Annotated in this window: 11 protein-coding genes; 4 read left to right on the forward strand and 7 right to left on the reverse strand. The window is 58.8% G+C overall.

From position 1 onward, the window contains the following. Nucleotides 1-206: 206 nt before the first annotated feature. From HX830_RS20290 to HX830_RS20300, 3 genes are all read right to left on the reverse strand, one after another. On the reverse strand, nucleotides 207-1277 hold the full coding sequence (locus HX830_RS20290) for a hypothetical protein (protein WP_177102192.1): 1071 nt from the start codon (nucleotides 1275-1277) through the stop codon (nucleotides 207-209). A gap of 115 nt (nucleotides 1278-1392) precedes the next feature. Beyond that, entirely contained in the window at nucleotides 1393-1881 is a 489-nt protein-coding gene (locus HX830_RS20295; RefSeq protein ID WP_177102194.1) for an RES family NAD+ phosphorylase, read from the reverse strand. Continuing rightward, complete coding sequence (locus tag HX830_RS20300; RefSeq protein WP_177102196.1) at nucleotides 1878-2387, reverse strand: antitoxin Xre/MbcA/ParS toxin-binding domain-containing protein; 510 nt, start codon at nucleotides 2385-2387, stop codon at nucleotides 1878-1880. Before HX830_RS20300 ends, HX830_RS20295 begins: the two co-directional genes overlap by 4 nt. Before the next feature lie 355 nt (nucleotides 2388-2742). Here HX830_RS20300 and dusA point away from each other — a divergent pair, with 355 nt between their 5' ends. Beyond that, on the forward strand, nucleotides 2743-3744 hold the full coding sequence (gene dusA, locus HX830_RS20305; RefSeq protein WP_177102198.1) for a tRNA dihydrouridine(20/20a) synthase DusA: 1002 nt from the start codon (nucleotides 2743-2745) through the stop codon (nucleotides 3742-3744). Between the two features lie 182 nt (nucleotides 3745-3926). On the opposite strand, the gene rssC is transcribed toward dusA, so the two are convergent. Beyond that, nucleotides 3927-4409, reverse strand: a complete 483-nt coding sequence (gene rssC, locus HX830_RS20310) for an anti-sigma factor antagonist RssC (RefSeq protein ID WP_103495766.1) — start codon at nucleotides 4407-4409, stop codon at nucleotides 3927-3929. Further along, nucleotides 4409-5590 carry a two-component system response regulator RssB gene (rssB, locus tag HX830_RS20315; RefSeq protein ID WP_100942916.1) on the reverse strand — a complete coding sequence of 394 codons (1182 nt, stop codon included), beginning with the start codon at nucleotides 5588-5590 and terminating at the stop codon, nucleotides 4409-4411. Before rssB ends, rssC begins: the two co-directional genes overlap by 1 nt. Before the next feature lie 277 nt (nucleotides 5591-5867). On the opposite strand from rssB, the gene HX830_RS20320 reads away from it, so the two are divergent. Further along, nucleotides 5868-6164, forward strand: a complete 297-nt coding sequence (locus HX830_RS20320) for a PilZ domain-containing protein (protein ID WP_103495768.1) — start codon at nucleotides 5868-5870, stop codon at nucleotides 6162-6164. A 63-nt stretch (nucleotides 6165-6227) separates the two neighbouring features. Here HX830_RS20320 and HX830_RS20325 read toward each other — a convergent pair whose 3' ends face one another. Further along, nucleotides 6228-6914 carry an MlaA family lipoprotein gene (locus HX830_RS20325; RefSeq protein ID WP_152737433.1) on the reverse strand — a complete coding sequence of 229 codons (687 nt, stop codon included), beginning with the start codon at nucleotides 6912-6914 and terminating at the stop codon, nucleotides 6228-6230. 197 nt (nucleotides 6915-7111) lie between these two features. On the opposite strand from HX830_RS20325, the gene HX830_RS20330 reads away from it, so the two are divergent. Further along, on the forward strand, nucleotides 7112-7723 hold the full coding sequence (locus HX830_RS20330) for an HAD family phosphatase (protein WP_177102200.1): 612 nt from the start codon (nucleotides 7112-7114) through the stop codon (nucleotides 7721-7723). Between the two features lie 124 nt (nucleotides 7724-7847). Then, nucleotides 7848-8111 (forward strand): DUF4404 family protein, encoded by a 264-nt coding sequence (locus HX830_RS20335; protein WP_152737431.1) that lies wholly within the window; start codon nucleotides 7848-7850, stop codon nucleotides 8109-8111. A 63-nt stretch (nucleotides 8112-8174) separates the two neighbouring features. Here the strand turns inward: HX830_RS20335 and HX830_RS32570 are convergent, their stop codons facing one another. After that, nucleotides 8175-13160 carry a dermonecrotic toxin domain-containing protein gene (locus tag HX830_RS32570; RefSeq protein ID WP_218171347.1) on the reverse strand — a complete coding sequence of 1662 codons (4986 nt, stop codon included), beginning with the start codon at nucleotides 13158-13160 and terminating at the stop codon, nucleotides 8175-8177. Between the last annotated feature and the right edge of the window lie 111 nt (nucleotides 13161-13271).

Raw genomic sequence — 13271 nt, forward strand, 5'->3', positions numbered from 1 at the left:
GTGGGGTTTATGGGGCGCTTACCATAATGGTCGATTGCCGCGCCGTCTGACCTGCCCTTCGGACGCGGCTCCACATACACGTTAGCCATATTCATAATCCCTTATCTGCCGTCATTGGCATCAAACACGATGGCTCAATCTAAAGAAAATTCAAGCCGTCGAAAGAAAATAGGAAATGGGGACGGATTTATTTAACTCAGGCTGTATCAGCCCAACGCGCCCACACTTTCACGAACACCGGATGCGAGATCCTCCAGGCTTGCTCCAACATGAGATGTTCTGCGCATGACATAATTATCGCCGACTTTATCGAGATCAAAAGTCATCAATGTATCGGGAACAACAAGATCACTATCAGCGACATTTATTTTCACACAAAACATCCCCATCATATGCAACTGAACGAGAACATAAACATCGCTTGCAACGCACACTGTTGCAAGAAGATAGCTAAAATTCAATTCTACGGGGAAAGCGGTAGGCAACAATTTCAACTGCAATATCGGCCCATTCCACGCCATCGACGAATCGATTTTCCCGTTAAGAATATATTGCCTCATAGACTCGAACTCATCACCAAAGCGGCGGCTTTCATCAAGTACGCTGAGCAAGTAAGTGAACGCTATTTTCGATAATCCTCGATCACGATAGCCGACACTCCAGTCCAAAGAAAAACTCATAGAAGCATTTCCTGTAGCTAAGCAACTTGCCATTGCTAAGAGCTGACGCCGATTCGCCCAAGCTACGAACATTTCTAAAAGGTCACGCCAGCCGTTAGCCGTTATGAGGTCGCCGTCGGCCCAAAACGCGACGCCGACCGCCGTCTCTGGTACGTCATTCACGACCTTATCAAAGAAGTCTAGAGCGAGCGGGCGCGAGAGGGTATCAGGAAGAAAAAAATAGCTGATCGGCGCTTTATCGGCACTGGTCAAAATCACCTGTGGCGGCCGATAAAGTCCCGATGCCCCTAACCCCAATCGGATCGGTGGAAATCCAGGCTGAATCTCTAGACTCAGCGGATGCCCATGTTGGTCGAACCCAAAAATAGGAGCGTTACGTCGTCCTCGCAATCCTAGTTGAGCCCGTATCATCGAAATGAAATTCGATCCTTTCAAAAATTGCTGTTCGAAAGAGGAGTTACAACGCGTCTGACATCCATGGCATGATGCGCGCTTCAAGAGAAAATTACTGGCAAGAGCTTTAGGAATTATGTGCTCGTCGGTGAGCATGTCTTTTTCTTCACAACAAAAAATGCACTGCATATCTTCCTCCAACAAGTTGCATCATGCCGCCCCTATGTTACAGCTTGTCAACCCAAACAATTGCAGTATGACCAACGAACCAGCAAACTTAAAATAACGCATCCCCCTCCCCCCCCTTGCCAAACACTGCTTACTTAAGCAACCGAGTATCCAGCCCAAACTGCTCCTGCGACACAAGCCTGAACTGCTCAGCCGCCAAATCGCAGCTCACCAGCAAATTCCAGGAATGCCGAGTCACCGCCGAAGGGATCAGCACGAAGGGATGCTGCGCCAACAACTCATCAGCAAACTGTCGCTGATTGGGCGAGGGTAACGAAGGGACAAGCCAATTCGGGTTCGGCACATCTTCTGGCTGCACAACCTTGATAAGCGATGAATCCAGCACCTCAAAGCACGTCAGCACATGGGGCACCCTATCCAGTGCATCAAACCCCAAGTGGGCCGCAACTTCCAGAATAGCCGTGGACGGGTCGGACGACGCATAAATCACCCGGCGGCCGGGTGGGTTCCATCGGCCACCGGATCGTTGCGCACCAATGCCACTGTCCCAAGTGTCCTTGTAGATCTCACGGTCGAGACGCCAAGCGTGCCACCGCCCGTCCCAGGGCAATGGATTCATTGGTAGACCCCGTGTTCAATCCGGATCAGGTAATCCTCCACCACCTGGAAGCCAAGCGAGTTTTCGATCAGTTCCAGCGGGACGTTACCGTCCAGGTACTTGCAGGGTTTCTTCAGCCAATCCTCAGCCAACTGCTGGCTGCCAAACACGTTGGTGGCGTGCTCCAAGGTCTGGGCATACTGAAACGCAACCGTACTTTGCTGCTGGTTCAGGCGTACCGGCTTGGTCTCTTTCGCCAAACGCTGGACGGTCCTGACAGACTTCCCTGTAATGCGCTGAACCAGGTCGTGCTCCATGTACAAAGCGGATGTTGAAAGCATGTCCCTGACGTCACTCAGGTCAAAGCCTTCCTGCGTGTACCGGATGATCAGCATGCGCTCATCACCTTTGCGGCCATGTAATAGCACCTCAGTAGGTTTTCTGGTAACGCTCGCTGTCCCAGGCACCCTCTCTGTTTTTCCTGTGGGTTTAACGGTTGGCTTGTTAGCTGGCTTCGCTGCGGACATAGCGGTGACCTCCCTACGACATTTGGCACAATCATAGCGCCAAATGTCGCGATGCGAGCAGCTGAGTTTACCGGCCTAAGCGTCGCGCTCTTCATCTGCTTCCAGCGCGGCATCCAAGGAGAGTGCTTTCGCGCAATACAGCAGAAGGGAGAATGGGCAGCAGCAATAAGGGTAGTGGAGCACTCGAAGCGCTCAAGCCAGCATTTGAAGCGAAACATTTCAAACGCCTGCTGCCCTTGCCAGCCCCGGCGATCAAACCCATTTCCTGATAAACTGCGCCCCATTCAGCCTCACGCCACTCAAGCCCGCGCCCTGCCCCATCCGCGCCGGCTGCGCCTACAGCGACAGACCTTCCATGCCTTTGAACGACGCTACACCTTCCCGCTCCGAGCCATCTCGCCGCTTCAGCGTCGCCCCGATGATGGACTGGACTGACAGACATTGCAGGTACTTCCTACGCCTGCTCTCCAAACACACCCTGCTCTACACCGAAATGGTCACCACCGGTGCCATCCTTCATGGCGACCATGAGCGGTTCCTGCGTCATAACGAAGCCGAGCACCCACTGGCCCTGCAATTGGGTGGTAGCGTGCCGGCTGATCTCGCCGCCTGCGCCCGTATGGCCCAGGACGCCGGTTACGACGAAGTGAACCTCAACGTCGGCTGCCCCAGCGACCGGGTGCAGAACAATATGATTGGTGCCTGCCTGATGGGGCATCCGGAGCTGGTGGCCGATTGCGTGAAAGCCATGCGCGATGCCGTGTCGATTCCGGTCACGGTGAAACACCGTATTGGCATCAACGGTCGTGACAGCTACGCCGAACTCTGCGATTTCGTGGGTAAAGTGCAGGAAGCCGGTTGCCGCAGCTTCACCGTGCATGCGCGGATCGCGATTCTGGAAGGGCTGTCGCCGAAGGAGAACCGGGATATTCCGCCGCTGCGGTATGACGTGGCGGCTCAGTTGAAGCGGGACTTTCCGGGGCTGGAGATCATCCTTAACGGCGGGATCAAGACGCTGGAGCAGTGTCACGAGCATTTGCAGACGTTTGATGGGGTGATGCTGGGCCGCGAGGCGTATCACAACCCGTATCTGCTGGCTGAGGTGGATCAGCAGTTGTTTGGCAGTGAAGCACCGGTGATTTCACGGGCTGAAGCGTTGGCGCAGTTGCGGCCTTATGTGGCGGCGCATATTGCCGATGGCGGTGCGATGCACCATATCACCCGGCATGTGCTGGGGCTGGGTACCGGGTTTCCAGGGGCGCGGCGGTTTCGGCAGTTGCTGTCGGTGGATATTCACAAGGCCAAGGATCCGCTGGCTTTGCTGGATCAGGCTGGGGAGTTGTTGGAGGGGCGGTAACGCGATCGGCTAGGGACCGCGTTATCGTTCTTCGCGGGCAAGCTCCGCTCCCACAGGGGACCGCGTAGGACCGTATTGTCGTTTATCGCCGGTTCAAGCCGGCTCCAGGTTCGAGAGAAGCGCAAAAAGGGCGGCACCTGGGAAGGTGTCGCCCTTTTTTGTACGCGCTCGGCGTCAATCGGTCAGGAACGCTCCAGCGCATTCACCAGGTCGTGAAAGGCTTCGCGGTTCGAGTCGTTCAGGCCCATCAGGATCTTGTGCGCTTCCAGCACCTTGACCCGCACCACCTCTTCCGACTGGTCCTGCGACGGCAGGTCGGTCAGGCAATCCGTGCACGGGATCGGATGGTTGACGATGTTGAAGACCTGGTCAAAGCCCATGGACTGCAACAACCGGGTGATGTCTTCGTGGGTGGTGACCACGGTCGGCAACAAGCCCACCTTCTGCCGCGACAAGATCGACAGTTTGGCCAGCAAACCCAGCGTGGTGCTGTCGATGCTGCGGGTTTCCGTCAGGTCGATCACGATCGCCGAAAAGTTCAGCGCCGTGAAGATCCTTTCAATTGTTGCATCCAACGCTGAACAGAGGGTCAGGCGAACTTCACCGACAAACTTCAGAACGAAGGTGCCATCCTGCTCGGCGAACTGGATTCTACCGGTACTCATCAAATGTTCCTGCTCAACACTAACAGGGCGATATCATCCGGCATCTCCCCTAGCGTGGCCAATCCAAAGACCTGGCGCAAGCCATCCAGGCTGCCCCCGGCTGTTTTTACCAGTTCAGGTAAAGCAGCCTCTTTCTCTTTGAGTGTATCTTGCTTCAAAAGGTCCAGAATGCCATCAGACATTAGCGTCAAGCTGAACGCCGGCGGCAGTTCCAGGATGTGATCTTCATAGGTGGCCTCGTTGAACAAGCCCACCGGCAAACCACGCCCTTCCAGGTAACGCACGCTGTCCGGGGTGTAGAGCACCGGCAACGGCAAATGCCCACCAATGCTGTAGGTCAGCAATCCGGTTTCTTCGTCGATCACGCCGCCGACCATGGTCACGTGCTTGCCCAGCTTGCAGTTGATCAGGCCGCGGTTGATATGGCCCAGCACCTGCGACGGGGTGAACTCCGGCAAGGTGCCGTTGCGCTTGGATTCGAACAGCAGGCGCGTGGTCATGAATTTCAGCAGCACGGTGACGAACGCCGACGATGCACCATGGCCGGACACGTCCGCCAGGTAGAACGCCACGCGGCGCTCATCGACGCGGAAGTAGTCGACGAAATCGCCCGACAGGTACAACGACGGAATGATCTGGTGCGCGAACTGGAAGTCGTCGATGCTCCACGGGCTGGTCGGCAGCATGTTCATCTGCACCTGGCGACCGGCGTTCTGGTCTTCCTGGAGCAGGTGCAGGCTGGCTTCGAGCTCGCGGTTGGCGGTTTCCAGCTTCTCGCGGTAGCGCTGGTTCTCCAGCAGCAGCCGCGCACGATCCAGCGCCCGGCGCACGGAGTGCTCCAAGACGGCAAGGTCCTCAAGGGGCTTGATGAGGTAGTCCGCGGCACCCAGGCGCAACGCTTCGACAGCGTCGTTCATGACGCCCGCGCCGGACACCACGATAACCGGCGTCTGCGGCGACAGGTCGGTCACCTGACGAATCAGCTCGAGGCCGCCCATCTGGGGCATGCGCAGGTCGCAGATCACCAGATCAGGCTTGGACTGCTCGAATACCTCAAGACCCTGCAAGCCATTGCCGGCCTGCAGGACGCTGAATCCGCTGTCTTCCAAGTAGGCCGCAAGGCTTGCACGCACTACTTCGTCGTCATCAATTATCAGCAGCGTGGCACTGGTTTTTTGCATGTGGGCAAACGGCGCCAGAATTAGGTTGGCGTAGACAGCAAGGCAACGTGCCCGACTCGTACTACTGGATTCGCTTTCTAGCCTCTCTGTCCCGAATCGGGTCGGACGATCACGTCCGGTGCATCGGTATCAGAGGTGCCCTTCTAAGGCGCAGACGGTACTCCCATCCGCCGGGCGTTTCAAGCTCATGCCGATGGTCGCCTGACGTCTTTACACCTCAAATCACCGGGAGTTATAAGAACAGTGCAAACCACAACGGAATCGAAGGACAGAAGTGATGAGCCGAACCGATCAGGACTATAGTGAAAAGCGCGATTACATCCGTATGCGCGTCGACGCCGATGTGACGCTGATCCATGCCGGGCTGGAGATTTCCGCGACCTGCCTGGACCTGTCGAGCAGCGGCATGCAGATCGCCGCGCCACGGGCCTTCAAGGCCGGCGACACGTTGCTGGTGCGTATTGATTCCGACCATCCGGCGCTCAAGGGCCTGGAGGCCGAGACGGAGGTGGTCTGGGTCCAAGACGAAGGCGGCGGCCAGCGGCTGGGGTTGCATATCCTCAAGATGAACTGAGGCCCGCCAGGCACAAAAAAGGCGACCTCGTGAGGTCGCCTTTTTCATTTACCCGACAAGCCCTTAGAAATCGTCTACAACCTTGCCGTCCTTGACCTTGAACTCGCGGTTCTGCAGGTAGGCGTTGCGGATGAAGATGTACTTGTCGCCGGTGATCAGCTTCTCGCTGGACAACAGGCTGGTGCGGGTGTCGATCACTTCCGCGCCGAGCGCCATGTTGCGCGCCGGAATGTCGTTCATGTAGCGCCAGGGCTGGGTGTAGGTGTCGACGTACTTGGACGGCGCGTCACGCAGGGTGCTCGGGCCGAAGAACGGGATCACCACGTACGGACCGCTGCCCACGCCCCAGTGTCCCAGGGTCTGGCCGAAATCTTCGTCGTTACGCTGCAGCCCCATTTTGGTGCCGACATCGAAGAAACCCGCGACACCGAAGATGGTGTTGAAGAAGATCCGCGAAGTATCGACGCCCGCCGCGTGCGGCTTGAGCTGCAGCACGTCGTTGGCCAGGTTCTGCACATCGCCGATGTTGCGGTACATGTTGTGGATGCCGTCGACCACGAACTGCGGCGTCACCGCCTGGTAGCCCTGGGCCAAAGGTTTCAGTGCGTAGGTGTCGAGCACATCGTTGAACTTGAAGATGGGGCGGTTGACGCTCTCCCATGGATCTTCGTCTGCCGCCTGTGCGGCAAATGGCACCAGCGCAACGCCGGCACACAGGGACAGTTGAGCTAGACGATTGATCCAGCGCATAAAAAGAACTCCTTGGATAACACGGGGCTGGGCAACCGCACCCTCGAAAAGCGGCCAGTATAAAGCGGATAACTTCGATTAGGCAGTCTGCTCGAGACAAGTCCTGCAAAGATTTACAGATGAGACGGGGGCAGGCCGCCGTCATCCTACTGTCATGGCAGTGTCTTAACCTGCGAAGTCATTTCAGGGACGTTGCCATGCCATTACCCGCCGCCGTACCGCTGCCCGCGCCCACCGCCCTGCTCTTTGGCCTGAGCGGTTGCCTGGTGGATTTCGGCGCTCGCGCCCGACCTCACCTGGACCCGGGCGAGCACAACCACGCGACGCAGGGTGCCTTGGAGATCTTGCAAGGCCTACAACAACGCGGCGTACCCTGCGCCTGGCTGGATGAATTGCCCCACAGCCTCAGCCAGCCCCTCGCCGCGACCTTGCCGAGCTGGATCAAACCCGCCCTTACCCCCGCCAACTGCGCCCAATGGCCGGCGCCCAACGCTTGCTGGCATGCGCTGATGGCCCTCGGCGTGGCACAACTGGACGGCTGCGTGCTGGTCAGCGGCGAGCCGCGCTTGCTGCAATCGGGCCTGAATGCCGGGCTCTGGACTATCGGCCTGGCCTCCTGCGGGCCCTTGTGCGGCCTGTCGCCCGTGGAGTGGCAGGCACTGCCGCAGAAGGAGCGGGAGCGCAAACGCGGCAAGGCCACCGTCGAGCTGTTCGGCCTGGGCGTGCACTCGGTGATCGATCACCTGGGGGAACTGGCGACCTGCCTGGACGATATCGCCCTGCGCCGGCTCAAGGGCGAGAAACCCTGACGCGGCGATCTTGATCAAGGTCATGCAGGCCGCGCGCGAGTGGATTACTCTGACATCAGGTACAGACCTTTATCGCCACATGGCGGTCTATGTGCCAGAGATTATCCAAAGAGGAAGTACCACAATGCCTGCCCGCGAACTGCAAGACCAACTCAATACCCTGCGCGTGCAACTGGAGCAGAACCCACCGCTCTCACCGGAAGAGCGTGAACACCTGCACGTGCTGATGCAGCAGATCGAAGCACAAATCAAACTGGAAACCCTGAGCCAGGACGCCAGCCTGGCGGACGGCGTCAACCTCGCCGTGGAGCGCTTCGAGATCAAACACCCCGCCATCGCCGGCACCTTGCGCAACATCGTGCAAACCCTGGGCAATATCGGTATCTGAACAGGGCCATGCACCGGCCCGTCCCCCTCCGACGCAGCAGCGGCTGTGTTCAAGGGACGGGCTTCACAGGTCTGAACTCTCGGGCACCTGCTGCGCACGGTCCAGCGCGCTCTGGGTGATCCGCACCTCTCCGGCCTTTCGCTCACGATCGATCTTTTCGAGCGCCTGCTCATACACCGTATCGCTCATTTCCCGGCCCATGGGAATGTCCCCTTCGGCGATCCCCAAGGCACTCGCCCCCTGCCGCACCGTCTCGGTCCAACGGGTGATGTCTCGCGTCGAGGCTTGTGGCTGGCGTGCCAGCTCTTCCAGCGCCTCACGCAGGTCTTCCAGGGTTTGCAACTGCTCCTGTGCAACGACCCCATGGCGTTCCGTCTCGGGCAGGGTCTTCAGGTAATCTTTCCACACCGGCTGCTCAAGCAGCAGCTCGACCTGCTTGCCGGGTATGTTCTCGGCCGCCAGGATGCGATCACCCGCTTCCCGGGTCATATCCCGGGTGACATTGCTGGAACCCCGATACAGCATGGCCAAAGGTTGCCAAGGGAGCGCCAGGCGTACCGCGAGATCGACACGGTAGGCCAAGTAGATCTCGACCTCATCGACATGGGGCCAGCGTTCATCGGCAGCCTCGGCAGCCACACGCCCTGCCATCTCGATATCGGCCTCGCTCTGGTGCCGCTCGCGCGCCGCGGCCATGGCCTGGGCCCTGGCGTCGTCGATGCGGGCGGCCCTGGCAATCTCCTGGCTGGAGGTTTCGACTTTGGAGATATCGTTCAGTCGCGCCAACCGCGAGCGTCCCCGGGCCAACGCGAGGTACGCCGCTTCCCTGGCATCACCCACCAGTTGATTCGCCTCGTAGAGCAATACCTCGCCGCCCAACCGGCTGAACACCTCGGTAAAGCCATCGGCACAGGTGTCCAGGTCGGTCGTCCAGTCGAACAGGATCTGACGCAAGGTGGTGCTGGCAGTCGCCGCCTCGATCATTCGCCAGACACGTCGGCTCAACTGGCCCCGGTATTCGACGCGATAGTCCGCCGAGGCGCGCAGTGCGGCGATGGACTCCAGGAAGGTTTCGCTTCCAGGCTCCTGGGCGACCAGTTCCCACAACGCCCTTTTGCGCTCCTGCTCCTCAATCGAATAACTGCTGTCCAGCCAGCTTTCCACGAAAGGCGTCAGCTTCGGCACCCCCTGCTCCGGGATGTCGGTGTCCCCCGGCAAGGCGAAACGTATCGAGGGTCGATCCATGAAATGGGCAATCGTATAGAGCGTCGTGTTATCAAACGGATTGCCGTAGAGCAATACCGTTCGCATCCTGCGACTGCTCAGGCTGAAAAAGCTCCAGGGGATGGAGGTCAGTTGGTTGCCCTGCAAATCCAGCACCGCCAGATCGAGCAGCTCCAGTACCCCGGTCGGCCAGGCGGACAATTCGGTACGCTGCAACTGCAGCCCCTGCAGCTGGAGCATGCCCCTGGCATTGAACAGCCCCAGGGGGTTGCCATCCAGGTTCAGTCGCTTCAGGCGCGCCATACTGCGCAATTGCTGCCCCAGTAACGAGGTCCAGGCGATCCGGTTGTCGTTGAGCTGCAACCTGCGCAGCTCACCCATCGCGCCCATGCTCGAAGGCAACTGCGTCAACCTGCCCCCGGTGATCTGCAACTCACGCAACTTGGGAAAACGCTTGAGAAAGGCATCGAAGTCACGCCGATCCCGACGTCCGACCAGGGTCAGCTTCAATGAGACCACATGCTCGAAGCTGCCTTCTTCCAGTTCAGGCAACTTCAGCAGGCGCTCACTCGACAGGTCCAGCTCATACCCCAACGGTTGGCCACTGGCGTCGAGCAGCAACTGCGATTCCCGGCGCCAGCACTTTTTTATCCGGCTCGCGACCCGTGACTTGGAAGCCCGGCTGACCAGCCAACTGCCTGTGCCGCTACCGCCATGCTCATACTCACTGTCGATGCGCCAGTATTCGAGCGCCAGTTTCAGCTTGTGGTACTCGACCTGCTGCTTCTTGAGGACTTTCAGGAACGCCTTGTCATTCTGCCCTTCGAGCGACAGGAACTGTCGAACCGTGTCCAGATCCTTGCCGGGATAAAGCTTGTCCACCAGCAGCCACAAATGACTCGGCGACACCGCCTGCGCCCCCGGCTGCCCACCCAGCGTATAACCGAATCGCCCATCACTCAAACGCATCGGCGACCTGAACCCGGGCTTGATCGCCTGTATGTTCAGCAACGCGCGAATGCGCGGACGGGACAGCATCAGGTGGTTCACCACCGCCTGCTTGAACAGCTCCGGGCGGGTTGTACGCGAGAATCCAAGTGCCCGGAGCTGGTTATTCGGCAGAGCCTGCAATAGCGTCACCTGGAGGTTGCCAGGCAAGTCCTGCGCTTCGATCTCATAGCCCCCCGACTTGCGCAGCAACTCTAGCGGTGCTTCGGATGAGGTCGCCCCCAGGCTGTCGACCAGGCGGCGCCCGCCCGGTGCCAGTACGGAAGGCTCATACAGCTCGATGCGCAGTTTTTTCGACCAGCCCGGCAGGTTTTCCAGTGAGTGCAGGAACAACCGATCAGCATCCAGACTGACCGACGATTCGATGAAAAACCCTTCATAGGCCCGTGCGATACGGACCTGTTGCGCATACCAACGACTTTCCTCCGCCAACCGCAGCGGCACCCTCCCCGCCTCCAGCGACGCGACCTCATAGCTGTTGGCCGCACTGGCCAACTCATCGGCAATCACCGTCGGCAAGCTGGGGAAATCTTGCTTGAACACGGCGACAAAGGCATTTCGCGAACGGGTACGAAACTCGTAATAGGCCTCGAACAGCGCACTGCGCTGGTTCTGCGCCTCGACGGCCAGTCGCCGGTTCAGCGCCGACAGTTGTTCCGTGCTGGTCAACCGCGCCTCACCCGGCCGACGCCCGAGCAATAGATTGACGTCGTCATGATCAAGCCCCTGCAACACCACGTTCAGCAGTTCGGCGTCACGTATCTGGGCTTCGCTGACGATCACCACCGGCAACCCCGCGTTAGCCACCGGGCCGTATTCCTTCAACACCCGCCCTTCGCCATTGACGAAGCGCAAGACCTTGGTCGGCGGCCACAAGGCCTCCAGCAACTGTTCCTGGATACGCCAATCAACAACACCGCCGTTGGTGGTGCCGGTCTCGATAAACCGCTGGATATCGGCATCGACCCTGAAGCGCTCCACCGTATCGCTCAGCAGCGCTGGCCGGCTTATCTGGTCCAGGTAGACCGGACGCAACTGATCGGCCTCAACGCCGCTGATGGTCATGATTCGCGTTGCCTGCTCCGGGGAAAAGTCCGCCAGATCAGGCCCCAGGCGTTTGAACAGCTTGAATGCATCCCAGCGCAACGGCTCCTCCAACTCATGGGTCCAGGCACCTGAGCCGTTATGGCTGAACAGCGGCGAATAGGTCGCCCGGGTGGGATGCTCGGCGCGGAACTCATGGCTGACGCGGCTGGACTTGAGCTTGTAGTAGCTGCCATCCAGATCAAGGAAGGTATTGCCATTGCGCACGTGCAGCCCTGACTCGTCGGGCTTGAGCCCCTCGGGCAAGGCCGGTTGATGTCGATAGGGCGCCAGGTCGGCTTTCCATAACCGCTCTCCTCCATCCGGCAGCTTGACCCGCTTGAGGGAGTCAATAAAAGCCGCCGCCTCGTCGTCGCGCGCCAAGACCTGCATGAAGGCGCCGAGCTCCAGGTTCAGCACCACACCGAGAAACACCAGCACGGCCTGCTTCTTGTCGTCGTGTTCCCACTCCTCGACTCCCTCATAGAGCTGGACCAGCATCTGGGCACCGGCCAGCGCCAGCATCGCCTCGCCAAGGCCCGGCACGAAAAACAGCAGGTTGACGCCCCAATCCAGAAAGGCATGCCAGCGAGCGCTACGGCTCTTCTTGTCCTCCGCATCCGTCGACACCGCCAGCATCCGGGCATCATCGAGCATCTTGTCGGTGTGCTGTACATAGAACTCGAAGAAGGGATCTCCGGTTACCCGGGCGAGTTGCAGTTGCAGGCGCGCCTGTTCATCGGGCATACGCCGGCGCGTCTCGGTACTCAAGGGATTCAGGCGTTCATTCAGCTCGGTGAAAAACACCGGTTGCGTGCGCAAATGGAGATAGCGCCGAAATGCCTGCTGATAGCGCTGATCACGCAACCTGCGCCTGAGGTCATCCTCAAAGGCCGCCAGGCTTGAATACTGTTTGAGCGCCTGCTCGGCATCACCGGACAGGTACACCACACAAGGGCAAGACTCGCGGGATGCCGAGACGTCGAAACGGATCAGCAGTACACCCTTGAGCAAGGCGCCTCGATAGCCGCTTTCGGGAATACGCACATCGAGCATCTTGATCTCATGAAACTGCACGGCATGCAGGCTCCAGAGTGGGCTGGCGTTCCCACTCACCCACTGCTTGAGCATGCGGTAGGCCGAGTCGTCGATATGCCCTTTCATCACGGCAATATCGGCCTGGAGCGCCAATTCGGAGATCTCGTGGGCCACGAACAATCGACGAAACTCATCATCGCGCTGCCCGGAAGCACTCTTGCGCAACAGAAAAGACTCGATATGTTCCTTATATTTCCCGCCCAGATCCAGCTCACGGCATAAGCGCGCAAACTCCCGTGGCGTAAACGCCTTGAGCAAGACACCCTGCCCCTTGCGAAGTATCTGCGAACCTCGATCGAAGCCAAAGTAAGTCGTTTCGCTTTCTTCGAAGTTCTGCAAGGCCGCCTGTAACAACGTCTGTTGCGTCAGTCGTTGCTGATAAGATGTGGAGGGGGTTTGTGCCGACAGTATATGAACATGCCTGAGCTGGTCCTCGTACACATCCAGGCCGGTGCCGAACTCCTTGTCCAGGGCACCTTGCAAGAGCGGTGCGGCAAAGTCCTCCGGGCTCTGCAAGCCCTCCAGATAAGCGCTCAGGTCGGCCTTGCTCGCCTGATTGCGCTGCATGTTGCCCACGTAGGAACTGCGGGTTTCGAAGGGTGCGGCCTTCAGCCAATCCGGCAGTCGACTTTTCACCAGGGCATGATATTCCTCACCCTCAAGAGCCACTGCAACATCCGATGTTTCAAGCGTGGAAACAGCCATCTCCAAAAACCTTAAATAACTTCAATCTTTTTATACTAATCT

Source organism: Pseudomonas gingeri, from assembly GCF_013385425.1.
Taxonomy (GTDB): domain Bacteria; phylum Pseudomonadota; class Gammaproteobacteria; order Pseudomonadales; family Pseudomonadaceae; genus Aquipseudomonas; species Aquipseudomonas gingeri_D.

Excerpts from the sequence above, each read along its gene's own strand:
- rssB (WP_100942916.1), bottom strand. The coding sequence starts at position 5,590 with ATGCAAAAAACCAGTGCCACGCTGCTGATAATTGATGACGACGAAGTA.
- HX830_RS20295 (WP_177102194.1), bottom strand. The coding sequence starts at position 1,881 with ATGAATCCATTGCCCTGGGACGGGCGGTGGCACGCTTGGCGTCTCGAC.
- HX830_RS20335 (WP_152737431.1), top strand. The coding sequence starts at position 7,848 with ATGCCTGCCCGCGAACTGCAAGACCAACTCAATACCCTGCGCGTGCAA.
- HX830_RS20300 (WP_177102196.1), bottom strand. The coding sequence starts at position 2,387 with ATGTCCGCAGCGAAGCCAGCTAACAAGCCAACCGTTAAACCCACAGGA.
- dusA (WP_177102198.1), top strand. The coding sequence starts at position 2,743 with ATGCCTTTGAACGACGCTACACCTTCCCGCTCCGAGCCATCTCGCCGC.
- HX830_RS20325 (WP_152737433.1), bottom strand. The coding sequence starts at position 6,914 with ATGCGCTGGATCAATCGTCTAGCTCAACTGTCCCTGTGTGCCGGCGTT.
- HX830_RS20320 (WP_103495768.1), top strand. The coding sequence starts at position 5,868 with ATGAGCCGAACCGATCAGGACTATAGTGAAAAGCGCGATTACATCCGT.
- rssC (WP_103495766.1), bottom strand. The coding sequence starts at position 4,409 with ATGAGTACCGGTAGAATCCAGTTCGCCGAGCAGGATGGCACCTTCGTT.
- HX830_RS20330 (WP_177102200.1), top strand. The coding sequence starts at position 7,112 with ATGCCATTACCCGCCGCCGTACCGCTGCCCGCGCCCACCGCCCTGCTC.